At 39.8% G+C, this 24411-nt stretch carries 23 protein-coding genes; 20 read left to right on the top strand and 3 right to left on the bottom strand.

The window, feature by feature from the left end:
- Position 1 precedes the first annotated feature (1 nt).
- Complete coding sequence (locus tag IPU53_RS03930; protein WP_207447919.1) at positions 2-430, top strand: disulfide oxidoreductase; 429 nt, start codon at positions 2-4, stop codon at positions 428-430.
- Positions 431-539: 109 nt separating this feature from the next.
- Here the strand turns inward: IPU53_RS03930 and IPU53_RS03925 are convergent, their stop codons facing one another.
- Together IPU53_RS03925 and IPU53_RS03920 are read right to left on the bottom strand one after the other, a co-directional pair.
- The gene (locus IPU53_RS03925) at positions 540-728 is read right to left on the bottom strand and encodes a hypothetical protein (protein WP_207447917.1); all 189 of its coding nucleotides are present in this window, start codon (positions 726-728) and stop codon (positions 540-542) included.
- Between the two features lie 326 nt (positions 729-1054).
- The gene (locus tag IPU53_RS03920) at positions 1055-1300 is read right to left on the bottom strand and encodes a hypothetical protein (RefSeq protein WP_242698054.1); all 246 of its coding nucleotides are present in this window, start codon (positions 1298-1300) and stop codon (positions 1055-1057) included.
- 245 nt (positions 1301-1545) lie between these two features.
- Between IPU53_RS03920 and IPU53_RS03915 the strand changes: the two genes are divergently transcribed.
- On the top strand, positions 1546-2274 hold the full coding sequence (locus tag IPU53_RS03915; RefSeq protein ID WP_207447915.1) for a class I SAM-dependent methyltransferase: 729 nt from the start codon (positions 1546-1548) through the stop codon (positions 2272-2274).
- Positions 2275-2308: 34 nt separating this feature from the next.
- On the opposite strand, the gene IPU53_RS03910 is transcribed toward IPU53_RS03915, so the two are convergent.
- On the bottom strand, positions 2309-2551 hold the full coding sequence (locus IPU53_RS03910) for an indolepyruvate ferredoxin oxidoreductase subunit alpha (RefSeq protein ID WP_207447913.1): 243 nt from the start codon (positions 2549-2551) through the stop codon (positions 2309-2311).
- A 713-nt stretch (positions 2552-3264) separates the two neighbouring features.
- Here IPU53_RS03910 and IPU53_RS03905 point away from each other — a divergent pair.
- The 18 genes from IPU53_RS03905 to IPU53_RS03820 all read left to right on the top strand — a co-directional run bounded on the left by IPU53_RS03905 (position 3265) and on the right by IPU53_RS03820 (position 24088).
- The gene (locus IPU53_RS03905) at positions 3265-5337 is read left to right on the top strand and encodes a heavy metal translocating P-type ATPase (protein WP_207447911.1); all 2073 of its coding nucleotides are present in this window, start codon (positions 3265-3267) and stop codon (positions 5335-5337) included.
- Positions 5338-5464: 127 nt separating this feature from the next.
- On the top strand, positions 5465-6166 hold the full coding sequence (locus IPU53_RS03900) for a response regulator transcription factor (protein ID WP_207447909.1): 702 nt from the start codon (positions 5465-5467) through the stop codon (positions 6164-6166).
- Positions 6166-7968: a two-component system histidine kinase PnpS gene (gene pnpS / locus IPU53_RS03895; protein WP_242698053.1), complete on the top strand. Its 1803-nt coding sequence runs from the start codon at positions 6166-6168 to the stop codon at positions 7966-7968. Before IPU53_RS03900 ends, pnpS begins: the two co-directional genes overlap by 1 nt.
- A gap of 564 nt (positions 7969-8532) precedes the next feature.
- A complete protein-coding gene (locus tag IPU53_RS03890) occupies positions 8533-9471 on the top strand; it encodes a phosphate ABC transporter substrate-binding protein PstS family protein (RefSeq protein WP_207447907.1) in 939 nt (312 codons plus the stop codon).
- Between the two features lie 248 nt (positions 9472-9719).
- The gene (gene pstC / locus IPU53_RS03885) at positions 9720-10631 is read left to right on the top strand and encodes a phosphate ABC transporter permease subunit PstC (RefSeq protein WP_207448119.1); all 912 of its coding nucleotides are present in this window, start codon (positions 9720-9722) and stop codon (positions 10629-10631) included.
- Entirely contained in the window at positions 10628-11512 is an 885-nt protein-coding gene (gene pstA / locus IPU53_RS03880) for a phosphate ABC transporter permease PstA (protein WP_207447898.1), read from the top strand. Before pstC ends, pstA begins: the two co-directional genes overlap by 4 nt.
- 10 nt (positions 11513-11522) lie before the next feature.
- Positions 11523-12362: a phosphate ABC transporter ATP-binding protein PstB gene (gene pstB / locus IPU53_RS03875; protein WP_396019895.1), complete on the top strand. Its 840-nt coding sequence runs from the start codon at positions 11523-11525 to the stop codon at positions 12360-12362.
- A 12-nt stretch (positions 12363-12374) separates the two neighbouring features.
- Positions 12375-13160 carry a phosphate ABC transporter ATP-binding protein PstB gene (gene pstB, locus IPU53_RS03870; RefSeq protein ID WP_207447894.1) on the top strand — a complete coding sequence of 262 codons (786 nt, stop codon included), beginning with the start codon at positions 12375-12377 and terminating at the stop codon, positions 13158-13160.
- A 152-nt stretch (positions 13161-13312) separates the two neighbouring features.
- The gene (locus tag IPU53_RS03865; protein WP_207447892.1) at positions 13313-13570 is read left to right on the top strand and encodes a CsbA family protein; all 258 of its coding nucleotides are present in this window, start codon (positions 13313-13315) and stop codon (positions 13568-13570) included.
- 384 nt (positions 13571-13954) lie between these two features.
- Positions 13955-15934 carry an excinuclease ABC subunit UvrB gene (uvrB, locus tag IPU53_RS03860; protein WP_207447890.1) on the top strand — a complete coding sequence of 660 codons (1980 nt, stop codon included), beginning with the start codon at positions 13955-13957 and terminating at the stop codon, positions 15932-15934.
- Between the two features lie 7 nt (positions 15935-15941).
- On the top strand, positions 15942-18809 hold the full coding sequence (uvrA, locus tag IPU53_RS03855) for an excinuclease ABC subunit UvrA (protein ID WP_207447888.1): 2868 nt from the start codon (positions 15942-15944) through the stop codon (positions 18807-18809).
- Between the two features lie 124 nt (positions 18810-18933).
- Entirely contained in the window at positions 18934-20115 is a 1182-nt protein-coding gene (locus IPU53_RS03850; protein WP_207447878.1) for a DUF4097 family beta strand repeat-containing protein, read from the top strand.
- Between the two features lies 1 nt (position 20116).
- The gene (locus IPU53_RS03845) at positions 20117-20473 is read left to right on the top strand and encodes a phage holin family protein (RefSeq protein ID WP_207447876.1); all 357 of its coding nucleotides are present in this window, start codon (positions 20117-20119) and stop codon (positions 20471-20473) included.
- 271 nt (positions 20474-20744) lie between these two features.
- Positions 20745-20945 (top strand): hypothetical protein, encoded by a 201-nt coding sequence (locus tag IPU53_RS03840; RefSeq protein ID WP_207447875.1) that lies wholly within the window; start codon positions 20745-20747, stop codon positions 20943-20945.
- Positions 20946-21074: 129 nt separating this feature from the next.
- Complete coding sequence (hprK, locus tag IPU53_RS03835; protein ID WP_207447873.1) at positions 21075-22016, top strand: HPr(Ser) kinase/phosphatase; 942 nt, start codon at positions 21075-21077, stop codon at positions 22014-22016.
- Between the two features lie 22 nt (positions 22017-22038).
- Positions 22039-22848, top strand: coding sequence for a prolipoprotein diacylglyceryl transferase (gene lgt / locus IPU53_RS03830; protein ID WP_207447871.1), 810 nt, complete (start codon positions 22039-22041; stop codon positions 22846-22848).
- 35 nt (positions 22849-22883) lie between these two features.
- Positions 22884-23537 carry a pyrophosphatase PpaX gene (gene ppaX, locus IPU53_RS03825; RefSeq protein WP_207447869.1) on the top strand — a complete coding sequence of 218 codons (654 nt, stop codon included), beginning with the start codon at positions 22884-22886 and terminating at the stop codon, positions 23535-23537.
- The gene (locus tag IPU53_RS03820; protein ID WP_207447867.1) at positions 23534-24088 is read left to right on the top strand and encodes an acyltransferase; all 555 of its coding nucleotides are present in this window, start codon (positions 23534-23536) and stop codon (positions 24086-24088) included. Before ppaX ends, IPU53_RS03820 begins: the two co-directional genes overlap by 4 nt.
- The last annotated feature ends 323 nt before the right edge of the window (positions 24089-24411 follow it).

The following is a 24411-nucleotide window of genomic DNA, read 5'->3' as shown; positions in this document are numbered from 1 at the left end:
GATGAAGAATACCAAGTCGAGCTTTCAGGATTATCTTCTTTATTTTGCTTGGATTGTATCGCTTGTCGCCACATTAGGGAGTCTTTATTTTAGTGAAATCAAAGGCTTTATCCCCTGTGAGTTTTGCTGGTATCAAAGAATCCTTATGTATCCTTTAGTTGTGATCATTGGGATCGCCGTATTTGAGCAGAATAAAAATATAAAAAAATACGTGTTGCCTTTTTCCATTATTGGAATCGGGGTATCCTTTTATCATTACCTAATTCAAAAGGTACCTGGGCTAGTGGCTGCGAAACCATGTGTTGGTGGAGTTCCCTGTAATGGTCAATATATTAACTGGCTGGGATTCATCACCATCCCATTTTTAGCCCTGATTGCCTTTATTCTCATTACCGTTTTTATGTTGTTGCTTCGTAGAACAAAAGATTAAGCTTATATTCATTGCAAAGGAAAAGAGGGAAGTGCTTTTTTGGCATTTCCCTTTTTTTGCAATTAACGTATGAACAGCGATTGAGTTTTTTAAAATAGATTTGCTTGCCTTACTCCTTTTTATCTTCGGAATGTTCTTCCACCGCTTCTTCTTGGTTTCTTCCCCAAAAGAAATTCCAAGGGTCTCGATGATGAGGGGGTTTACCCTGCCCTTCTTCTTTTATTTCCACATTTTTTGCGTGAATAACGAGGTTTTCCACATGTATTTCTTTCGGCTTCTTTTCATGTTCATGGGACATGTCCATCCTCCTTTCTAAATAACGATTTCGCTTTATCCCGCATTAACGGGCAGTAATCCCCCCACCTCAAGGCTTTAGAGAATACGGAGAAGCATAGGTGGGGGATACACTGCCCGTAAAAGCCCGATTAGTTCAACTAACAATCAGTGGGGGATGAAAGAAAACCCCCACTGATTGAAGGTTCACTTTATCCTATTCAGGTTTTGGGAAGGTGTATAGGCAAAAATATAGATCGACAAATGTTTTATACCTGACAATAATGTATAATTTTGAAAAAAGAAGGGATTCCATTATTGTCAATGTGGAATCCCTCTTTTGCATATACGTTAAAAGAAGGGGATGAAAGCTAAGGCAGCGATGGCTCCTAAAGCAACTCCCCAGCCAAATCCCCAACCCCATCCCCAGCCATAGCCATATCCTCCATAATTGGATCCACCCAATGGACGAAGATAAACTCGATTGGAAGAGACACGGTCAATAATGCCACGATGCACTTGACCATCTCTGGTTGTAATCATCACAGGACGGCCAATACCACGGCGACAAGCATGATAATATTGATTCACTGGCAAACTTAACACCTCCCTAACTCTAAGTGCGTGTTCAAAAAGGAGGATAAAAGGGACCAAGAAATTCGCAGCATCGATTTTACCGGACTTTTTGAACAACCTCTGTAATCCATCCTTTATTAGACTATGTGCCTTTCTAAGCTTTTGAATGGACAAACAACTTAGTTGTTAAGCGGAAATAATAACATCACGCTCAGGAGCAACTATCATATCTTATTGTATAAATAAGCAATGAAGGAGCGGAAAGGATGGCATTCAATTATCATGATGCATTGGCAAAAGGGAAAGTACATGGGGCTCATCCAGGTGGTTTTTATTTGACGAAAAGGCTACTTGAAAATATAAAGTTAACTAAAGAAATGAAAGTGCTTGATATAGGTTGTGGAATGGGGCAAACAACTTTATATATAGCTGAAACCATTGGTTGTCAAGTTGTCGCAGTTGATAAACATCCAGAAATGATTCACCATTTGCGTCAGCACGCAGGCGTACAAGCTTTACCAATCGATATTATTGAAGCTGATATCGAAGAACTTCCATTTGCTGATGAACAATTTGATTTAATTGTTTCGGAATCGGTTATCGCTTTTACGAAAATAGAAAAATCTTTAGACGAATTGAGAAGAGCTTTAAAACAAGCGGGAACTTTTATTTGTAATGAAATGTGTGTGCAAGAACAAATGAAGGTTGAAGAGCTAGAGCAATTTAAAAATCTGTATCAAATTCAGGAAATTTTAACGAAGGAAGAATGGCTATCGAAGCTAAAAAACGCGGGCTTTCAAAACTTTACCATTATAAAAGATAGAAAAATGACAGAAGAATTATCAGAGTATGCAGATGAAGAAAAAATGTTGGATAACGGAGGAACCGTGGTCTACAGTGAAGATGTTGAACAAATTTTAGTAGAACAAAGCCTTTTACTAATGGAGTATGCTGATAAGATTGGCTATATGGTAATACAAGCAGAAAAAAGGTGAACTTGGGCAAGTCCACCTTTTTTTCTAAAATACATTAATCTGCAGCTGCGAAGAATTCCTTTGCTTTATCGAAGTATTTTTCATCTTCTGGAAGGATATCTTCCTCATGATAAATTGCTTCGACAGGACAAACGGCTTGACAAGCTCCACAGTCTATACAAAGATCAGGATCGATGAAAAACATCTCATCCCCCTCTAGAATACAATCGACAGGGCAAACTTCGACACATTCGCCGAATTTTTCTCCTATACATGGTGCCGTAATAACGTAGGACATATAAAAACCACCTTTAAAATAGTATCTTATGGTAAAGTGAGAATTCAATCATTGGGGAATTTCCACTGATTAAATAAAAGTCAAAGACTAAAGAAGCAAAATTTGGTCACTTTTGTAACCAGTATCCTCCAATCCTTCAATACAAATATAGCAAATCTCTTTCCTATTTTCAATTGGACAAGCAAACTCTCTTGATGAAACTGAAGTAATTTTTGTATATTGTCACAAAAAAGGAAATCTTTTTTGAATTAGTTGACAAATTATGTGGTTGAAATATAATTGATATATGAACATGTATGCATATAAATAGAAGAGTAAATGGTAGTCGTTCAGTAAAACCTATCTACACTAAATGAATTAGATAAGGAACCATTTTTAATTTATCCCGAATTAACTGGCAGTAGGACCCCCATTTCAAGAATTCGAGATAAAAACGAGAATTGTAAGTGGGGGACAATTGCCAGTAAATCCACGATTGGTTCAGGCCTGCAGGACGCAGGTCACAAAGGGTACAGGATGTACTAGTGCAGACGAAGCGACAGGACGTCCGTTTGAGTCTGCCAACAGGATGTTGCGAATTTAGCCTTTGATCCTTAACATTCAGTGGGGGATGAAAAAAATCCCCCGCTGAATGAAGTTTCACTTTATCGTGCCAGACCTATAGAGCCTTGTCTGAAGTAACACGCACTAAGATCGAAAAGAGTTGATCAAAAATGGCAGAATACAAATTACAAGGATTGTCTTGTGCCAATTGCGCAAGGGAGATGGAAGAGGATATTCAAAAGCTGGAACATGGAGAGGATGCGAAGGTCCTATTCAACTCCAGTAAATTAATTGTTTCAGATCAAGTCGAATTGCAAAAAATAGAAAAGATATTAGCGGGTGATGGGGCGGTTCTCGTCAAGCAAGAACCAGATCCACAGGACCATCGTTCAGTCCAGCATTTAATATTGCTTATTGGATTATCCGTTTTATTATTTGCTAGTGCACTGCTCGTAGAACATGCTAGCCAGAGCTGGATAGCGATTCTTCTTTTTCTTTTTGCGGCTGCTCTAAGTGGATACACTACCTTTATAAAAGGATTAAAAAACATTGTCAAATTCAAGTTTAATATTGATACATTAATGAGCATTGCTTTAATTGGTGCATTTAGCATTGGCGAGTGGAAGGAAGGAACCTTAGTTGCGATTCTGTTCGGAATCAACGAATATTTAGAGGGGCTAGGGATGCAAAAAGCTCGTAAATCAATGGAGGCTTTATTAGAGGTTGCCCCCAAAGAGGCTATACGCATTTCGGAGAATGGCGAAAACATTGTCCCGATCTCAGCCTTACAAGTAGGGGATGTCGTCCTGGTTAAATCAGGTTCGAAAATCCCTTCAGATGGGATCGTCATAGAGGGAAAAAGCTCTGTGAATGAGGCGGCGATTACCGGAGAATCGATGCCCGTAGAAAAAGAGATAGAAGACTCTGTTTTTGGCGGAAGTATTAACAATGAGGGCGTTTTGCGGATAAAAATCGCGAAGGCTTATGAAGACTCTTCCTTAGCTAAAATTCTTCATCTTGTTGAAGAAGCTCAGGAAACAAAAACGCCCACAGAAAAGTTTATTAATCAGTTTGCCAAATATTATACTCCTGCGATTATGATGATTGCAGTTATAGTGATCGTTGTTCCTCCGCTGTTTGGCGGAAGTTGGGGAGAGTGGATTTATCAAGGGCTTGCTGTTTTAATTGTTGGGTGTCCTTGTGCATTGATTATTTCTTCACCAATTGCCTTAATCTCGGGCATCACAAGAAATGCTCGACATGGTATTTTAATCAAGGGTGGTGTCTTTCTTGAGCAATTGGGCAAAGTCGACACCATTGCTTTTGATAAAACAGGGACATTAACAAAGGGAGAGCCGTATGTTGAGAAAATGGTCATTTATGATCAAAACACTTTTTTAACGACTGCCGGAGCAATTGAAAAAAACTCTTCCCATCCACTGGCGAAAGCCGTGATGAAAAAAGTAGAAGAATACGATGTGGCTGTTCAAGAGCCTACCTACATCGAAACGATTACCGGTCAAGGTGTGAAAGCCGTGATTGCTGGTTTCAATTATACGTTAGGAAATGAAAAAAGTATTCCGGCTCCTGCTCTGACAGCGGCTGTTCAAAATGATTTAAAAACTTTGAAAAACGAAGGGTTTACGTTAGTAGCTGTATCCGATCATGAGAAAGTATTGGGCTTATTCGGAATTGCCGATGAGATACGCCCTGAGAGTAAGGAAATTGTTGCAGAGTTATATAAAGCAGGGATTAAGAGGACAACGATGTTAACAGGAGATCACCAACAAACGGCTGAAAAAGTCGCTGTAAATATTGGACTCACTGATTATTATGGAGGATTATTGCCAGATCAAAAGGTGGAGAAAATCAAAGAATTAACGGGGCAAGGAATCACTGCAATGGTCGGAGATGGAATTAATGATGCTCCAGCTTTGGCTACGGCCGATTTAGGGATTGCAATGGGCAAGGGGACCGACAGTGCGATAGAGACAGCTGATATCGTGCTGATGCAAGATCATCTTGGCAAACTACCTTCTGCCATTAAAGTTGGAAAACAAGTCAATGCAATGATTAAACTCAATATTGGTTTAGCCTTAGGATTAAAGCTAATTGCCTTGCTTTTAACGATTCCAGGTCTCCTAACTCTATGGATTGCCATCTTATCTGATATGGGAGCGACTGTGCTTGTCACACTATTAAGCTTGACTGTTTTGATGGAAAAACGTACATTAAAATCATAAGTTCAATTAGGCTGTCTCAAAAAGTAAAGAGGCAGTCTTTTTTTACCGGAGGCCTGCAGACGCAGGTCATAAAGGCGCATTTGGCCTTTGATCCTTTTTTAACATCCTGACAAAGGGGGCGAATTAAATGGAAAAGGTGCTTGTGATTGATGATGAGCCTTCCATTGTTACATTATTAAAATTTAATCTAGAAAAAGCAGGCTTTGCGGTGATTACAGCAGGAGATGGAAATACGGGTTTACAGAAAGCTCTGGAAGAAAATCCTACCTTAATTATTCTGGATTTAATGCTTCCTGGTATGGATGGTATGGATGTTTGTAAAACCATTCGCCAGGAAAAACTGAAAACTCCCATCTTAATGCTAACTGCGAAGGATGATGAATTTGATAAGGTATTAGGGCTAGAACTTGGGGCAGATGATTATTTGACAAAGCCCTTTAGTCCACGTGAAGTCATTGCAAGAGTGAAAGCTATTTTGAGACGATCGCAAATGAATGAATCTTCTGAGACACCAAAGCAGGAAGCAACGATGATTCGCATCGGTGATCTCGCTATTTTTCCCGATCAATACGAGGCAGAGCTTGCTGGTGAGAAGCTTGATTTGACACCGAAGGAATTTGAATTGCTTTTGTATTTGGCGAATCATCAGGGCAAAGTTCTTAATCGTCATCAATTATTAGATGCCGTTTGGAATTATGAATTTGTTGGAGATTCACGGATTGTCGATGTCCATATTAGCCATTTACGTGAAAAAATTGAAAAAGATACGAAGCAGCCACTGTATATTAAAACAGTGAGAGGATTCGGGTACAAACTGGGGCAACCGTGATGATTCACAAATTATGGGTTCGGATCACATTTTCCTTTTTACTATTGATTTCCGTTTTATTAGTCCTTTCGGGCTTGTTTTTATCAAGAATGATGAAAGATACATATTATGATTTAAAAGAAACCCACTTACTTCAAACATCAAAATTAGTAGTAAATGTCATTGAGAGGGAAGGCTTGCTTGCCACTCCGCCAGAACTTCAGGAAGAAATGGATCTGCTGGCTGAATCGATCCAATCACGATTAACCGTTTTGGATCAGGCTGGAAATGTATTAGCTGATTCAGAGGATTCTCCTGCGGAGATGGACAACCATTTAAATCGACCAGAAGTAAAACAAGTCCTCAAGGATCATGCTTCCTCAGGGCTATCTATTCGCTATAGTAAAACACTCGGCTTTCATATGATGTATGTGACCGTTCCGATGATGGAAGAAGACGAAACAGCTGGAGCCATTCGAGTGGCTTACTCTCTTCAGAAAATTGATCTTGCTTTACGCAAGTTATGGATTAGCATCAGTATTTCCTTACTTACCGTTTTTCTTCTTACCGGAATAATCGGGATGAGATTAGCGAAAAGCATCTCTAAACCGATTGAAGAAATGATTAGCGTTTCGGCAAGGCTAAAAGAGAAAGATTTTTCTGCCAGAGTCCATCACCAACCACGAGGTGAATTAGGACAATTGGCAACGTCCATTAATACGCTAGCTTCGAGCTTGAAAAATCAAATGGAGACGATTCAGGAAAATGAACAGCAGCTTTCAGGTGTATTAGCGAATATGACGAGTGGTGTCTTATTAGTGGATATGCAAGGCAGAATATTATTAGCGAACAAGGCGATGGCGCAATTTATGGGAGAGGATCCGCAAGCTTTTCCAGGGAAAATGCATATGGATGCTAGTCGAAATTTAGAATTCAGTTCCTTGATGGAGGAATGTTTAAAAACCGGACAAGAATTAAGAAAAGAAATCACTTTCTATTATCCAAGGGAGCGAATCATGGATGTCCATCTTGCCCCATATGTCCGCGAGAATCAGGTACGAAAAGGGATGATCGCGGTATTGCATGATGTAACGGAAGTGCGCAGGCTAGAAAATATGAGAAGGGACTTCGTCGCCAATGTTTCTCATGAATTAAAGACGCCGATCACGTCGGTAAAAGGATTTGCGGAAACTCTATTAGACGGAGCTATGCACGATGAAGATGTCTGTCGAGAATTTCTTAGTATTATTTATCAGGAGAGCGAGCGGCTCCATCGACTAATTAGTGAGCTATTATATTTGTCGAGAATTGAACAGCATCATATTCCTTTAAAACTTGAACAAATGAATATGACAGAAGCTGTCTGGAATATGGTGAACACGATTCAAAAAGAAGCGAAGAAGAAGAAACTAACCCTTGTCCTTCCAGAACAGAAGCACGATATTTGGATGGAGGGAGAAAAGGATCGAATTCACCAGATTGTCTTAAACCTCCTTTCTAATGCGATCGCTTATACACCCGAAGAAGGGAAGATTGTTGTGGAGCTGTGGGAGGAGGCCGATCAAGTAAAACTTAGTATCTCGGATACCGGGATTGGTATTCCAGCATCTGAGCTGCCGCGAATATTTGAACGTTTTTATCGAGTTGAAAAGGCTCGGTCTCGCCGTTCTGGTGGAACGGGCCTTGGATTAGCGATTGTAAAGCATTTAACGGAATCCCATCATGGGAAAATTGAAGTGCAAAGTGAAGAAGGAAAAGGGACAACCTTTATTATTACATTACCAAAAACACATGAAAACCATGACAAACCCTCGCTTTCATAAGCGGGGGTTTTGTCATGGAAAGATCGATGGGAAAATTCTATCTTGTGGATAATTTGCATGATGGTGCGGGTGATTCCTGTTCTAGGCGCATCGGCAGTGCGGATTAGTGCAGACCAAGCGACAGGAAGCCGTGCCTAGCTGTTCATCCTTATTATTAAAGTGTGTACGTCGTTAAACGGGCGCTTGCGCTTTTGTACTTGTTTAGGAATTTATAAAATTCTAGCTTGTAGATAAGTTGTAATTTTGAGTTTTGTCATCTAGCTCCAGCGCCTAGCACCAAGAGGCTTGCAGGATGCGAGTCCATCGGCGTTGCCACAGGACGTGCGTCCTTAGCCGATGTTCCGCTAAATAACCCTGAACCTAGGAAGGGAAAAAGCTCTTTCCTGGGTTCAGGAACATATGCTTGTCGGGGCTGATCAAGGCGCTTGCGCTTTTATTCTTTACAAATTCCAAACAAAGCTTTACATAAACTTCACATACTATTTATAGGCACTTAAAAGAGATTGTTTATTGTATAGATAAGCAATCAATGATTGCAATCCAAACAGAAAAGGTGGCTCACTCATGAATAAGAAATGGATCGCGTATCTCGGATGTCTCTTTATGTTTACAATGCTTCTGGCGGCTTGTAGTAATACAGAGGCAGGTTCAGAATCGGCATCAGAGACTAGTAAACCTAGTACAGAAACAAGTAAAAAAACATCAACAGAGAGTGACGAATTAACAGGTTCCATTACTGTGGTTGGTTCGAGTGCTATGCAACCTTTAGTTGAAGCGGCTGCTCAGCAATTTATGCAACAACACCCCGAAGTAACTGTTAATGTCCAAGGGGGAGGAAGTGGAACGGGTCTAAGTAAGATTAGTGAAGGAGCCGTTGATATAGGAAACTCAGATGTGTTTGCTGAAGAAAAAGACGGGATTCCAGCTGACAAACTTACAGACCATAAAGTTGCCGTCGTTGGCATGGCACCTGTTGTTCATTCAGAAGTTGGTGTTGAAGATGTCACGCAAGATCAGTTGATTGATATTTTTACAGGAAAAATCAAAAATTGGAAAGAACTTGGCGGTGCTGATCAAGAAATCATTGTCGTCAATCGAGCGCAAGGTTCAGGTACGAGAGATACATTTGAAACATTTGCTTTAAATGGTGAAGAAGCGATTGAAGCACAAGAACAAGATTCATCAGGTACGGTTCGAAAAATTGTTAGTGAAACGCCTGGTGCCATTAGTTATCTAGCATTCTCTTATATTGATGATTCTATACAAGCCTTGAAAATGGATGGCGCTGAACCAACGGCTGAAAATGTAGAGACGAATAGATGGAAAGTCTGGGCTTACCAGCATATGTATACGAATGGTGATGCAGTGGATGTTACAAAACAATTTATTGATTATATGTTAACAGAGGAAGTCCAAACTAAGCTACTTCCGAAAATGGACTACCTTCCCGTCACAAGCATGAAAGTCGATCGAAATGCTAACGGGGAAGTAAGTAACCAATAATAAAATAAGCTTGATAAGAGGCTGAAACATAGGGTGCATATACCTCCGTTCTGGAAATATACTTCACTTTCCCCGGGCGAGTAGCAACTCTCACTCCCCGCAGGAGTCTACGTATATTTGTTTGGCTAAGGCAATGCATTCTTCGTCCTTGGAGCTTAACGTATTAATTACGTCGCAGCCTCTTTCTTATCTCTAATTACACATTGCTATTAAAGGAGTCGATCGCTTTGGCTAAAGCGGAAAGTGAAATGTATATGGATATCACGAAGCCAAATAAGAAGCTGAGATTGGAGAAGATGGGAAAGGGCGTCACTTTGATTGCAGTGGGAATCACGATTTTACTGACCGTGATGATTCTTGCTCTTGTTGTTTCTAAAGGAGTCACGATCTTCCTCTTTAATAAAGGGAGTATTATAGAATTTTTGACAGGCTTAAAGTGGAATCCTGGAGCGGTAAGTGAGCTGGGAAAACCGATTATTGGAGCACTTCCATTGATTACAGGCTCCTTTATTGTCACGCTTCTCTCCGCCCTCATTTGTACACCAATTGCGATTGGGGCAGCGGTGTTTATGTCTGAGATCTCACCGCGATTCGGGAAAAAAGTATTACAGCCTGTCTTGGAACTATTAGTAGGAATTCCTTCCGTTGTTTATGGTTTTATCGGTCTCTCTATCGTGGTTCCGTTATTGAGAGAGTCTTTTTCAGGAAGTGGATTTGGCATTGCCGCGGGGACAATCGTACTTTCAGTGATGATTTTGCCGACGATCACAAGTTTATCGGTTGAGGCGATTGCTTCTGTCCCCCGTTCGTTGAGGGAAGCATCCTATTCATTGGGAGCGACACGTTGGCAAACGATTTATCGAGTAATTTTAAAAACAGCTAAATCTGGCTTGCTGACAGCGATGATTTTTGGAATGGCGCGTGCCTTTGGAGAGGCTTTAGCAGTCCAAATGGTGATAGGCAATTCACCTGTAATGCCAACCTCCCTAATGGAACCTGCATCCACACTTACAAGCATTTTGACAATGGGGATGGGCTATACCGTATTAGGACAAGCGGAAAATAACGCTCTTTGGTCTTTAGCCCTTATTTTATTAATGATGTCATTTCTATTTATTATGCTCGTAAGATGGATTGGAAGAAAGGAGCGAGGAGTATGAATGCAAAATGGATCGATCGGATCGCAACAACCGTTTTTTACGGGATTGCCTTTCTTATTCTCGGGCTTCTTATTAGTTTACTAGGCTATATCCTTTTTCAAGGTGTACCGAAACTAAGTTGGAATTTTATCACATCTTCACCACAAATTTTTGAAGAGGGTGGAGGGATTGGGCCCCAATTATTTAATTCCTTTTACCTACTAGTGTTAACTATTGTAATGGCAATTCCGATTTCTCTAGGGGCGGGCATTTATCTATCGGAATATGCACCTAAGAACAAGTTTACAGATTTTATTCGTTCGATGATAGAAGTACTATCTTCTTTGCCTTCTATCGTTGTCGGGCTCTTTGGTTTTCTGTTCTTCGTGATTTATATGGGGTGGGGCTTTTCCATTCTGTCAGGGGCCTGTGTTTTAACCGTATTTAATTTGCCAATAATGGTTCGAGTTGTGGAAGATTCACTTCAAAATGTATCTGATGAACAAAGGAAGGCAGGATTAGCTTTAGGTGTTTCGAAATGGGAGATGATCACAACGATTATTTTACCAGCTGCCTTACCTGGTTTAATAACAGGGGTTATTCTTGTAGCAGGTCGAGTCTTTGGAGAAGCAGCCGCCCTCATTTACACAGCTGGGATGAGCAGCCCACAACTTGACTTTTCCAATTGGAACCCATTTTCGGCTGCATCTCCGCTCAATCCATTACGACCAGCAGAAACGCTAGCAGTGCATATCTGGAAAATTAATGGGGAAGGGATCATGCCTGATGCTGCAGCAATTTCAAGTGGTGCGTCCGCGCTTTTACTAATAGCAATCTTACTATTCAACGGATCAGCACGCTGGATTGGTCATCTTGTATTTAGAAAAATGACTACAACATAAGAGAGGTGGTATGAAAATGGCGGTTGCTAAAGTAGTAAATCAAAATACGCAAGTGGATAGATTTACGCCAAATAAAAACATAGTTTTCCTTCCGACACGTTCGATTGTAGCGACTGAAGGAGTCACTGTTGCTTATGGAGATAAGATTGCTGTACAAAATATTGATCTCGCTTTTCCTGATCAGGCAATTACAGCTTTGATTGGCCCTTCAGGTTGCGGGAAATCAACCTTCCTGCGTTCCTTGAATCGAATGAATGATAGTATTGACCATTGCCAAGTAACAGGCAAGATCCATTATCGTGATATTGAGATTCATTCAACGGAAGTAAATGTGTTTGAATTACGAAAGCAAATTGGCATGGTTTTTCAAAAGCCCAATCCTTTCGCTAAATCCATTTATAAAAATATTGCGTATGGTCCTGCTCACCATGGAATAAAAAAGAAACAGCAATTAGACGAAATCGTTGAAACGGCGCTACGAAAAGCGGCTTTATGGGATGAAGTAAAGGATAAACTCCACTCGTCTGCGCTAAGTCTTTCAGGAGGGCAGCAACAACGTCTATGTATTGCTAGAGCGATTGCGATGAAGCCTCAGGTGCTCTTACTCGATGAACCAGCATCAGCATTAGACCCTATTTCCACTAGAAAAATTGAAGAACTAATGTGTGAATTGAAAAAAGAATATACGATCATTGTTGTGACCCATAATATGCAACAGGCAGCTCGAATATCTGATTACACAGCTTTTTTCTACATGGGAGATTTAATCGAATTTGGGGCAACAGAAGAAATGTTTACCGACCCTCAAGATGAACGGACAGCAGGATATATTGCTGGAATTTTTGGATAAGGGGTGGAATTGATGGTTTTAACATTGCATCAGCCGCATAAAAAAGAAACCGTAATGAAAGCAGAAAATCTTCAATTTTATTATGGAGACTTCCAAGCGCTTAAAAATATTCATCTTGAAATTAAAAAGAACCAAATTACCGCATTAATTGGTCCCTCAGGATGCGGAAAATCGACCTTTCTACGCACACTCAATCGAATGAATGATTTTATACCAGAAAGTCGAACAGAGGGAAAGATCTATCTAAATGAAATGGAGATCACCAACCCTTCTGTCGATGTTGTTGACTTAAGAAAAAAAGTCGGCATGGTATTTCAACAAGCTAATCCCTTTCCAGTTTCCATCTATGATAATATCGCTTATGGACCAAGGATTCACGGACGAAAGGAAAAACAACAACTGGATCACACAGTAGAATCTTGTCTTCGCTCCGCTGCTTTATGGGATGAAGTAAAGGATGATTTACGTGCTCCTGCTACAAGCTTATCAGGAGGACAACAGCAGCGATTAGTGATTGCAAGAGTACTAGCGATTCAACCAGATGTAATATTAATGGATGAACCGACCTCTGCCTTAGATCCGATTTCAACAAAAAAGCTGGAAAGTCTTATTTTAAAATTAAAAGAAAAATATACGATTATCATTGTTACTCACAATATGCAGCAGGCGGCTCGAATTTCAGATCAAACGGCCTTTTTCCTCCATGGTGAAATTGTTGAATATGGGCCGACCCAAAGTCTTTTTTCGAACCCAGAACATGAAAAAACAAAACAATATATTATGGGACAGTTTGGTTGATAGCTGATTGGAAAGTTAGAAATTATTTTATAAAACTTCTGCAATTTTGGATCATTGGTTAATATTGCGTTTTACCTACAGTTAAAACTTGCTTTTTTTTTGTAATTGAGAAAAACTAAGAGAGAAGCTTTAATTATAGAGTAGGTGAGACAATGGATAAAATTTTCTCAGCCATTTTTATTCCGGCGATACTAATGGTTCTGTTTACTAGAGTGACATATAGAAGAAGTGTTGGCTTTTTTTTAACCTTGGCCTTAATTATTGTTTCTGCTTATAAAGGGTACATTCATGGTTGGGGTTTAATTGCGATTGAGGCTGCATCGTTAACAATAGGCCTGTTTATCACGGATCGAATGGTAAATAAGAATAGACCACCTAAAAAGGAGTCTAAGACAAAGGATAACGATTGAAGGATAGAATTGAAATATGACTATGAACACAGAAGGCAGGCCCACTAGGAGGTCCTGTTTTTTTCTATTATCTATAGCAGTGGGTGGCTATTGAAAAAAATATCGAAAATACGTTCGCTTTTCACTGGTTATCTTTATAGGAATTGTGGTAAAATGTAAGACATGTAAAAATAAATCACTATTAGTGCGTGTTCAAAATGGAGGATAAAAAGGACCAAGAAGTTCAAGGCGGCGTAGTTTCGAGCCGCGGAATGTATGCTTTTAATACATGAGCAGTGGAGAAACAAGCCAACGAAGAAATTCGCAGTGTCATTTTTACCGGACTTTTTGAACATCCTCTATTAGACTATATATAGATAAAAATCGAGTTAGGAGGAAGAATGATTGGACAATACTTTTGAATTGGTATCAAGATACAAGCCATCAGGTGATCAACCAAAAGCGATTGAACAGCTTGTCGAAGGAATTCATAATAAAAAAAAATACCAAACTTTACTAGGAGCGACCGGAACTGGGAAGACTTTTACTATCTCTAATATGATTCGGGATGTAAATAAGCCGACGCTTGTGATTGCCCACAATAAGACACTTGCCGGGCAACTGTATAGCGAGTTTAAAGAGTTTTTTCCAAATAATGCTGTGGAGTACTTTGTCAGCTACTATGATTATTATCAGCCGGAAGCATATGTGCCACAAACAGACACGTATATTGAGAAAGATGCCAGCATTAATGATGAAATTGATAAATTGCGACATTCTGCGACGTCTGCACTATTTGAACGGAAAGACGTAATTATTATCGCCAGTGTTTCTTGTATCTATGGTTTAGGATCACCATTTGAATATCGCGACCATGTCTTATCAATGAGAACAGGAATGGAAATTGAGCGAAATCAATTATTACGTCGTTTAGTTGATATTCAATATGCTCGGAATGATATTGACTTTCAACGCGGGACATTTCGCGTTCGCGGAGATGTCGTGGAGATCTTTCCTGTCTCGCGTGATGAGCATTGTATCCGGATTGAGTTTTTCGGAGATGAAATAGACCGGATTCGAGAAGTGGATGTCCTCACAGGTGAAGTGTTAGGAGAACGAGATCATGCCGCTGTTTTTCCGGCTTCTCACTTTGTTACTGGTGAAGAAAAAATGACGGTAGCGATTGCTAATATTGAAAAAGAATTAGAGGAGCAGTTGGCAATATTAAAGGAAAATGACAAATTATTAGAAGCACAACGACTGGAACAGCGCACAAGATACGATTTGGAAATGATGCGTGAAATGGGCTTTTGCTCTGGAATCGAAAACTATTCACGACATTTGACACTAAGGCCGGCTGGCGCTACTCCCTATACATTGCTTGATTATTTTCCAGAGGATTTTCAAATTGTGGTTGATGAATCGCATGTGACCCTACCGCAAATACGAGGAATGTATAATGGTGACCAAGCGAGGAAACAAGTGTTAGTGGATCATGGTTTTCGCTTACCATCTGCCTTGGACAATCGTCCTTTGAAATTTGACGAATTTGAAAAACATATTAACAATATTGTCTTTGTATCTGCTACCCCAGGCCCATTTGAACTAGAACATACACCGAAAATGATCGAGCAAATTATTCGCCCAACAGGATTGCTAGATCCGAAAATTGAGGTCCGCCCAATCGAAGGGCAAATCGATGATTTGATTAGTGAAATTCAATTACGGGTAGAACGAAATGAACGAGTTCTTATTACAACCTTAACGAAAAAAATGTCCGAGGATTTAACCGATTATTTAAAAGAAGTTGGCGTGAAAGTGCAGTACTTGCATTCTGAAATTAAAACATTAGAACGAATTGAAATCATTCGAGATTTGCGAATGGGTACCTTTGATGTATTAGTAGGGATTAACTTATTAAGAGAAGGTTTGGATCTACCCGAGGTTTCACTTGTTGCGATATTAGATGCAGATAAAGAAGGATTCTTGCGTTCAGAGCGTTCTCTTATTCAGACGATGGGACGGGCGGCAAGAAATTCGGATGGACATGTAATCATGTATGCTGATAAGATGACCGATTCCATGGAAAAGGCGATATCTGAAACGGAACGGCGTCGTTCTATTCAAGAAAAATATAATCAAGAACATGGCATCACCCCGATGACGATTCAGAAGGATATTCGCGATGTTATTCGAGCTACAGTTGCAGCAGAGGATCCAGCAGAATATACCGCTAAAGGGAATCTGAAAAAGATGTCTAAAAAAGAAAGAGAAGAATTTATTGAGACAATGGAAATGGAAATGAAGGAAGCGGCAAAAGCATTAGACTTTGAACGTGCAGCACAATTACGTGATGCTTTATTGGAATTGAAAGCGGAAGGATGAGCAAACGATGGCACAAGACCAAATAATCATTCAAGGGGCAAGAGCTCATAATTTAAAAAATATTGATGTGACAATCCCAAGGGATAAGCTCGTTGTTTTAACGGGCTTATCAGGATCTGGAAAGTCCTCCCTCGCCTTTGACACTATCTATGCTGAGGGACAAAGAAGATATGTAGAATCTCTATCTGCTTATGCGCGGCAATTTTTAGGACAAATGGATAAACCGGATGTAGATGCCATCGAAGGTCTTTCACCAGCTATTTCGATTGATCAAAAGACAACAAGTCGTAACCCACGTTCGACCGTTGGAACGGTCACAGAAATTTATGATTATCTTCGCTTGCTCTTTGCACGAGTTGGTAAGCCAATCTGTCCGATCCATGGAATTGAAATTAGCTCGCAAACGATTGAACAAATGGTTGATCGCATTATGACCTATCCTGAGCGCACAAGATTACAAGTACTTGCACCTGTTATTTCCGGACGTAAGGGATCCCATGTAAAAGTATTAGAAGGAATAAAAAAACAAGGATATGTGCGTGTGCGAATTGATGGAGAAGTCGAAGACCTGAGCGAAGAGATCAAGCTTGAAAAAAACAAAAAACATTCGATTGAAGTGATTATTGACCGAGTTGTTGTGAAGGAAGGCGTAGAAGCAAGACTTGCTGATTCACTAGAGACAGCTCTTGGCTTAGGGGAAGGAAAAGTGATTATCGATATCATTGATCAAGAGGAACTTTTATTCAGTGAGAACCATGCTTGTCCTGAATGTGGATTTTCAATTGATAAATTGGAACCAAGAATGTTCTCTTTTAATAGTCCCTTTGGAGCTTGTCCTGATTGTGATGGGCTTGGTTCTACACTAGAGGTGGATCCTGATTTGGTGATCCCGGATCGTTCCCTCACCCTTAATGAAAATGCTATTGCTCCGTGGGTTCCCGTAAGTTCACAGTATTACCCACAGCTTTTAAAAACGATCTGTACCCATTTTAAAATTGATATGGATACACCTGTAGAAGATTTACCGGAAAAACATTTAAACATTATTCTCCATGGTTCCGGAGATGAAGTATTTACATTTCGTTATAAAAATGACTTTGGTCGTATGCGTGAAAGCAGTATCCGTTTTGAAGGTGTGCTTCATAATGTGGAACGACGATATCGTGATACAAGCTCCGATTATATCCGTGAACAAATGGAGAAATACATGGCGCAGCAGCGCTGTCCTCGCTGCAAGGGACATCGTTTAAAAGAAGAAAGTTTAGCTGTGAAGATAGCTGGCCGCCATATTAGTGAAGTAACAGAGTTATCGGTAAATGATGCCAACCAGTTTTTTCAGGAATTGGTATTATCAGAGAAAGATGCGCAAATTGCGAAATTAATTTTGCGAGAAGTTGGGGAAAGGCTCGGATTTCTTGTCAATGTTGGACTTGATTATTTAACATTAAACCGTGCTGCTGGTACTTTATCAGGTGGAGAAGCCCAACGAATTCGACTAGCTACTCAGATTGGTTCAAGATTAACGGGTGTTCTCTATATTTTAGACGAGCCGTCCATTGGTCTTCATCAACGGGATAATGACCGCTTAATTGCGACACTAAAAAACATGCGAGATATAGGCAATACTTTAATTGTTGTCGAACATGATGAAGATACCATGCTTGCGGCTGATCATTTAGTTGACATTGGACCAGGTGCTGGTGTACATGGTGGGGAAATTGTTGCTCAAGGAACACCGAAAGAAGTAGCTGAAAATAAGGCATCCTTAACAGGTCAGTATTTATCAGGTGACAGGTTCATCCCTCTACCGATTGAACGTCGTAAGCCGGATGGTCGTTATCTTGAAATTAAAGGGGCAAAAGAAAATAATTTAAAAAATGTTCAAGTGAAAATTCCCCTTGGCTTGTTTACTGCGGTAACAGGTGTATCAGGCTCAGGGAAGAGTACGTTAGTGAATGAAATCCTTTATAAAACTTTGGCGCAACGGCTTCATAAGTCCAAAACAAGACCAGGCAATTTTAAAGAAATCAAAGGGATTGAACATTTGGAAAAAGTCATTGATATTGATCAATCCCCGATAGGAAGGACGCCACGCTCAAACCCTGCCACGTATACAGGAGTGTTTGATGATGTGCGTGATGTTTATGCCTCAACCAATGAGGCGAAGGTTCGCGGATATAAAAAAGGTCGCTTTAGCTTTAATGTAAAAGGAGGACGCTGTGAAGCTTGTAAAGGGGATGGCATCATCAAAATAGAAATGCATTTCCTTCCTGATGTATATGTTCCCTGTGAAGTTTGTCACGGTAGTAGGTATAACCGGGAAACATTGGAAGTAAAATATAAAGGGAAAAATATTGCAGATGTATTAGATATGACGATTGAAGATGGATTAGAATTTTTTGCTAATATTCCTAAAATCAACCGTAAACTGCAAACCATTGTCGATGTTGGGCTTGGGTATATGAAGTTAGGGCAACCGGCCACAACGTTATCTGGAGGAGAAGCCCAAAGGGTGAAGCTTGCCTCGGAACTTCATCGTCGTTCCAACGGTCGTTCTTTGTATATTTTAGATGAACCAACAACTGGATTGCACGCAGAGGACATCGCCCGCTTATTAGGGGTTTTACAGAGACTTGTGGACAATGGCGACACCGTTCTAGTTATAGAGCATAATTTAGATGTGATCAAAACAGCTGATTATCTCATTGACTTAGGACCTGAGGGCGGAGACAAAGGCGGAACGATTGTCACAAAAGGAACCCCAGAAAAAGTAGCACAAACAACTGACTCCTATACGGGACACTACCTAAAGCCGATCTTAGAGCGGGACAAAGAACGAATGAATCGAAAAATCCTTGAAAAAATGAACGTTTAAAGTGCCTGGCACGCCTCGGTTTTTGTCGAATAGATAATTTTTTAGTAATGGAATCAGCTTTTTTTGAAACCTACAACGGCCTATATCCGTAAATTCTGTTAGAACCTAAAAGGAGGAAGCTGACGTGAACGAGGAAAAGAAACGAATACTTGAAATGGTACAGGATGGAAAGCTTTCAGCACAAGAGGCAATTATTTTGTTAGAAGCACTTGAAGGAGAGCCGACCAAGGGTTCTTCGACTTCCAAGCCAAAAGAACCGAAGAAAGAATCTCAAGCACAACCAACTACTTCTCTTCAAAAGGGTACGCAAGAGGAACAGACTTCTCAAGATGATCAGCAAACAGATGAAAGGAAGGAAAAGGAAAAAACAGATTCTGCTGAAAATATCTATTCCCAGCTTGAGTCGGCTGGTGAACGATTATTCGATTTTGTTCAAACTACCTTTAATAAAATGAAGGATTTTGATTTTCAATTTAATCAAACAGTTGAAATTCCCCATGCTTTTCAGCAAGCGGGAGAACAGGTTGAGCGAATTGATATTGATGTGGCAAACGGTCCTGTAAGAATCAAGACCTGGGATCAGTCGGAAGTAAGAATAGAGTGCCAAGCCAAGGTTTACCGTACGGAAGACCGCGAAGAAGCGAGAACCTACTTCCTAGATCATAGCCTATTTAAGTATGAGAATGGGTTACTCGTCTTCGGAACTCAATCTAAGTTGATGAAGGTAGAAGCAGTCATTTATATCCCTGAAAAAATGTATAAGAAAATCTCGATTCGTGTCTTTAATGGCGGAGTAAGAGGCACAAATTTACAAGCTGAATCCTTCGTTATTAAAACAACAAATGGAAAAGCGGATCTTACAAACATTCAAGGAGAAAAACTTGATTTAGATACTGTCAATGGTCAAGTTGCGCTAGTTGAATCGCAAATTGAAAAGGTGGAAGCCGAAACAGTCAATGGTACGATTAAAGCAGAAGGTGTTTATAAGGATCTAAGCTTGCAATCCTTAAATGGCAATATTGACTGTATTGTTACAAAACAAGCTCCAAATATCATTGAAACAAAATCAGTGACAGGAAATATTCATGTTACGCTTCCCGATGGAATCGCGATTGATGGAGACGTTCAATCCAATGTTGGGAATTATAAACTGCAATTAAATAATATTGATATCATGCATGAAAAGAATGAAATCATTCAAAAACAAGTAAAATTCAAACGGACGGGTACAGATAACGAAAAAGCTCATTTGTTCGCTAACACGAAGACAGGCTCTGTCTATATCCAGGAAGAAGAAGGTCAGTAAGATGAAGTGGAGTATAGGGATTCTTGTCAACGCCCTTTTATTTCTCGCTTTTGCGGGGTATTTTGAAGGGGTTGAGGTGTCAAGTATATGGTCAGCCATTGGAGCTAGCATCATTTTGTCTATATTAAATATGCTTGTACGTCCGATACTCATTCTTTTCACTTTACCCGTTACTTTACTAACGTTAGGATTATTTTTATTTGTGATTAATGCATGTACATTGTTAATGACAGATGCTTTAATGGGAAGCTTGTTTGAAATCTCTGGATTTGGTGTAGCCTTGCTTCTCGCTGTGATCATGTCATTAATCAATCTCCTGATTCAAAAAATCATTATAGAACCGAGAAAAAGAAATTGACATGTAAATGAATCCTTTAAATGGGAGCACTGAAAAAGTCATTTCCATTAAGAGAGTGTATAAACTAAGTTGTTGATTTTCGTTCCAGGCGGCTTCGCTTTCCACGGGAGTTTTCGCCGCCTTCTGCTCCAATTAATAGAGTCCTTAACGTAGGTTAATTTTGAGGACGCTAATAAAACAGTCCATAAAGGATATGATTCCCGAATTAAAAATGGGAGTCATATCCTTTTTTAGTTACAATAAAAGTATCTAGTAGAAGTGGGCGGCTATCATGATTCAACAACAAGAATTGATGATCTCGAGCTCATATTCGGATATTTATGATTTAGTAGTGCCAAAGGATAATTTCTTACGAATGCTGAATGAATTGGTAGAAATAATAGAAAGGAATTCGATCACTGTTGACTCCTGGGGGATTAGCGTGACAGGTGAAATTCATATTGAACAAGATGTTTTTTACAAAAGGAACTAGTATCTGTCAATATTCATAGAAACTTAAATCGAATAGTGGTTTTTATATCATATATAATGATAAAATAGTCAATGATGTCTAGATAGCTTATTCATTAGAAGTTTATTTAAACGGCAAGGAGTGATGGACTTGTCCAAAGTTCGGACAGAAGATATCATAGAGCGTTTCGATTTGGAGCTTATAAGTGGAGAAGAAGGTGTTCATAAACCGATTACAACCACGGATATTTCCCGCCCAGCTTTAGAATTAGCAGGCTTCTTTAATTATTACCCTGCAGAACGTGTTCAATTGCTAGGCAGAACAGAAATTGATTTTAGTAGCAGATTATTAAAAAGTGAAAGAAAAGAACGAATGGAATTGCTTTGTAATGATATAACACCTGCTATTGTTATTTCGAGAGGACTAGAAATCCCCAAGGAATTAGTTGAGTCGGCAGAACGTAATAGTGTTCCTTTGCTGAGAACATCGATGAAGACAACCCGTTTTTCCAGTAAGCTGACGAATTACTTAGAAAGTGAGTTAGCCCCTACAACGGCTGTGCACGGTGTTTTAATTGATATTTATGGCATTGGTGTTTTGATCACAGGACAAAGTGGAGTCGGGAAGAGTGAGACGGCATTAGCCCTCATTAAACGTGGCCATCAACTTGTCGCAGATGATTGTGTGGAAATTAGTGAAATTGAGGAAAACATGCTTGTAGGAAGCCCGCCCCCGTTATTAAAACAACTTTTGGAAATTCGCGGATTGGGCATTATCAATGTAATGACTTTGTTTGGGGCAGGTGCTGTTCGCTCAAGTAAAAAGATTACCTTATCTGTTCATTTAGAGCTTTGGGATGAGCAAAAGCATTATGATCGAGTAGGTCTTGATGAGGACAAACTAAAAATCATTCATACAGAAATACCGAAATTAACCATCCCTGTAAGACCAGGGCGTAACCTTGCTGTTATTATTGAAGTGGCTGCAATGAATTTCCGTTTGAAGAATATGGGAGTGAATGCGGCGAAGCAATTTACAGAAAGATTAGCTGAAGTTATTCAAAATGGTAATGATCATGATATGATGACATAACGATTTAGAAAGGAGAGGAAGAATGAGCATTGAACCAATTAACCCGATAGCGATTGAATTAGGACCTTTTGCTATTCGCTGGTATGGCATTATTATTGGGGTAGGAATTGCTCTGGCTCTTATTGTTGCTGTACGTGAAGCGAATAAGAGGGGACTTCCAAAAGATACATTTACGGATCTTTTGATCTGGGCGATTCCGATTTCAATTATTTGTGCGCGGATTTATTATGTACTGTTTGAATGGGGCTTTTATTCCCAGCACCCAGAAAAGATTATTAGGATCTGGGAAGGTGGGATCGCCATTCATGGAGCTCTAATCGGAGCCGTTGCGACCGCAGTAATTTTTTGCCGCAAAAAAAATATATCTTTTTGGAAACTGGCAGATGTTGCCGCCCCAAGTCTTATTTTAGGACAAGCGATTGGACGTTGGGGGAATTTCATTAATCAAGAAGCACATGGGGAGGCTGTTTCTAGAGCATTCCTAGAAAATCTCCGTTTACCACAGTTTATTATTGATCAAATGTATATAAATGGAGAGTATTATCACCCCACTTTTTTATATGAATCTGTCTGGAATATACTCGGTTTTATCATCCTGCTTCTTTTAAGGAGAAGCTCATTGCGACGTGGGGAACTATTCTTAAGTTATCTTATTTGGTATTCAATTGGCCGTTTTTTTGTGGAAGGACTGCGTACGGACAGCTTAATGCTGGAATCATTACGGATGGCTCAAGTCATTTCACTTGTCATCATTTTAATTGCCATTGCGATTTGGTTCTATCGTCGTTACACGGGAATGGCCAAACAAAAATATAAGGATCAAGGTTCGTGACACCAGAGAAGGACAAGATAGGAAGGGGCTTTGGCATGCGACAGAATCTTACAACATTATTATTTGATCTTGATGGAACCTTAATTGACACGAATGAATTAATCATTTCTTCTTATTTACATACATTGGAACAATATTTTCCTGGCAGGTTCCAACGTGAAGACGTGCTTCCGTTTATGGGGCCATCCTTATTCGATGTGTTTCATGGGCTAGACCCTGAGAAAGCCGAAGAAATGATTCAAGTGTATCGAAAACATAATCTTGAACAACATGATTTGCTTGTGAAGGAATTTGATGGCGTTTTTGAAACGATACGGACTTTACATGAAAATGGCTATAAATTGGCAATTGTTTCAACAAAGAAAAGAAATACAGTCTTAAAAGGCCTAAAATTAACCCATTTAGAGCCATTTTTTAAAGTGGTGATTACAATGGATGAAGTGGAAAATGTAAAGCCAGATCCTGAACCATTAAATAAGGCCATGCATTTACTTGATTCACAACCAGAGGAAACGATCATGATTGGAGATAATTATCATGATATTCTTGGTGGTAAAAATGCGGGTACCACTACTTGCGGGGTTGCTTGGTCTTTGAAAGGGAAGGATCATTTACAAAGTTATCATCCTGATTTTATGTTGGATCATATGGCTGATTTATTGAATATCATTGGGGTTAAACCTCAATGAGACGCACGGAGCGCTTTCCGGTAGAAAGAGCGAACTCACTTTGGCATGTGTATAAAACCGTTCCATTTTGGAAAGTAATGAAAAACTTCATCGTCATTCAAGCAGCTAGATACACCCCTTTTTTAAAACTAAAAAATTGGCTGTATCGACGTTTCCTAAAAATGGAGGTCGGTCAAAAAACAGCTTTTGCTTTGATGGTTATGTTAGATGTGATGTTTCCAGAGAAAATCAAGGTTGGGGAAAATACTGTGATTGGTTATAATACCACGATTCTAGCACATGAATATTTGATTAAAGAATATCGTTTAGGGCAAGTGAGTATTGGTGACCATGTCATGATTGGAGCCAATACCACGATTTTGCCAGGAATTACAATTGGGGATCATGCGATTGTCTCAGCAGGTACTCTTGTGCATAAGGATGTGCCCGCAGGAGCATTCGTAGGGGGAAACCCAATGAAAGTGATCTATACAAAGCAAGAGCGGGAAGAGCGTTGGAAAGATGACCCCATTTATGGGATGAATGAGGCTAGGAAAAAACTAAAAAAATAAGCTCTAAAACCGAACAATGCATTACCTTAGCGGAGGAAATATACGTAGACTCCAGCGGGAGGAAAGGCATCGGTGAGATTCCGGAGTGCGATAGCACGAGGAAGCTCACCAGCCGCCCGCGGAAAGCGAAGTATATTTCCGGAGCGAGGACATGCATCATACTAGTTCGGTTTTTTCTTTGGTGAAACCACTTTTGTCCCAGCCCCATTTATGCTTTTAGCCTGTCTCTGTTTTGCAATATATAAAGCAAAAGAGGCAGGCCTATGTAGTTTTACCTGGTCTACATTTTTCTATAAGGTAAGAAAGTATAAAATTTTCCTTAG

Source organism: Bacillus sp. SD088 (assembly GCF_017355205.1).
GTDB lineage: Bacteria > Bacillota > Bacilli > Bacillales > Bacillaceae_C > Lederbergia.
Note: the sequence above shows the minus strand (reverse complement) of the source record. Positions and strands in the feature narration are given on the sequence as shown.

What these genes read in the sequence shown, in the direction of transcription:
- IPU53_RS03930 (WP_207447919.1), top strand. Translation starts at nt 2, where the DNA reads ATGAAGAATACCAAGTCGAGCTTTCAGGATTATCTTCTTTATTTTGCT.
- IPU53_RS03925 (WP_207447917.1), bottom strand. Translation starts at nt 728, where the DNA reads ATGTCCCATGAACATGAAAAGAAGCCGAAAGAAATACATGTGGAAAAC.
- IPU53_RS03915 (WP_207447915.1), top strand. Translation starts at nt 1,546, where the DNA reads ATGGCATTCAATTATCATGATGCATTGGCAAAAGGGAAAGTACATGGG.
- IPU53_RS03910 (WP_207447913.1), bottom strand. Translation starts at nt 2,551, where the DNA reads ATGTCCTACGTTATTACGGCACCATGTATAGGAGAAAAATTCGGCGAA.
- IPU53_RS03905 (WP_207447911.1), top strand. Translation starts at nt 3,265, where the DNA reads ATGGCAGAATACAAATTACAAGGATTGTCTTGTGCCAATTGCGCAAGG.
- IPU53_RS03900 (WP_207447909.1), top strand. Translation starts at nt 5,465, where the DNA reads ATGGAAAAGGTGCTTGTGATTGATGATGAGCCTTCCATTGTTACATTA.
- pnpS (WP_242698053.1), top strand. Translation starts at nt 6,166, where the DNA reads ATGATTCACAAATTATGGGTTCGGATCACATTTTCCTTTTTACTATTG.
- IPU53_RS03890 (WP_207447907.1), top strand. Translation starts at nt 8,533, where the DNA reads ATGAATAAGAAATGGATCGCGTATCTCGGATGTCTCTTTATGTTTACA.
- pstC (WP_207448119.1), top strand. Translation starts at nt 9,720, where the DNA reads ATGTATATGGATATCACGAAGCCAAATAAGAAGCTGAGATTGGAGAAG.
- pstA (WP_207447898.1), top strand. Translation starts at nt 10,628, where the DNA reads ATGAATGCAAAATGGATCGATCGGATCGCAACAACCGTTTTTTACGGG.
- pstB (WP_396019895.1), top strand. Translation starts at nt 11,523, where the DNA reads ATGAAAATGGCGGTTGCTAAAGTAGTAAATCAAAATACGCAAGTGGAT.
- pstB (WP_207447894.1), top strand. Translation starts at nt 12,375, where the DNA reads ATGGTTTTAACATTGCATCAGCCGCATAAAAAAGAAACCGTAATGAAA.
- IPU53_RS03865 (WP_207447892.1), top strand. Translation starts at nt 13,313, where the DNA reads ATGGATAAAATTTTCTCAGCCATTTTTATTCCGGCGATACTAATGGTT.
- uvrA (WP_207447888.1), top strand. Translation starts at nt 15,942, where the DNA reads ATGGCACAAGACCAAATAATCATTCAAGGGGCAAGAGCTCATAATTTA.
- IPU53_RS03845 (WP_207447876.1), top strand. Translation starts at nt 20,117, where the DNA reads ATGAAGTGGAGTATAGGGATTCTTGTCAACGCCCTTTTATTTCTCGCT.
- IPU53_RS03840 (WP_207447875.1), top strand. Translation starts at nt 20,745, where the DNA reads ATGATTCAACAACAAGAATTGATGATCTCGAGCTCATATTCGGATATT.
- lgt (WP_207447871.1), top strand. Translation starts at nt 22,039, where the DNA reads ATGAGCATTGAACCAATTAACCCGATAGCGATTGAATTAGGACCTTTT.
- ppaX (WP_207447869.1), top strand. Translation starts at nt 22,884, where the DNA reads ATGCGACAGAATCTTACAACATTATTATTTGATCTTGATGGAACCTTA.
- IPU53_RS03820 (WP_207447867.1), top strand. Translation starts at nt 23,534, where the DNA reads ATGAGACGCACGGAGCGCTTTCCGGTAGAAAGAGCGAACTCACTTTGG.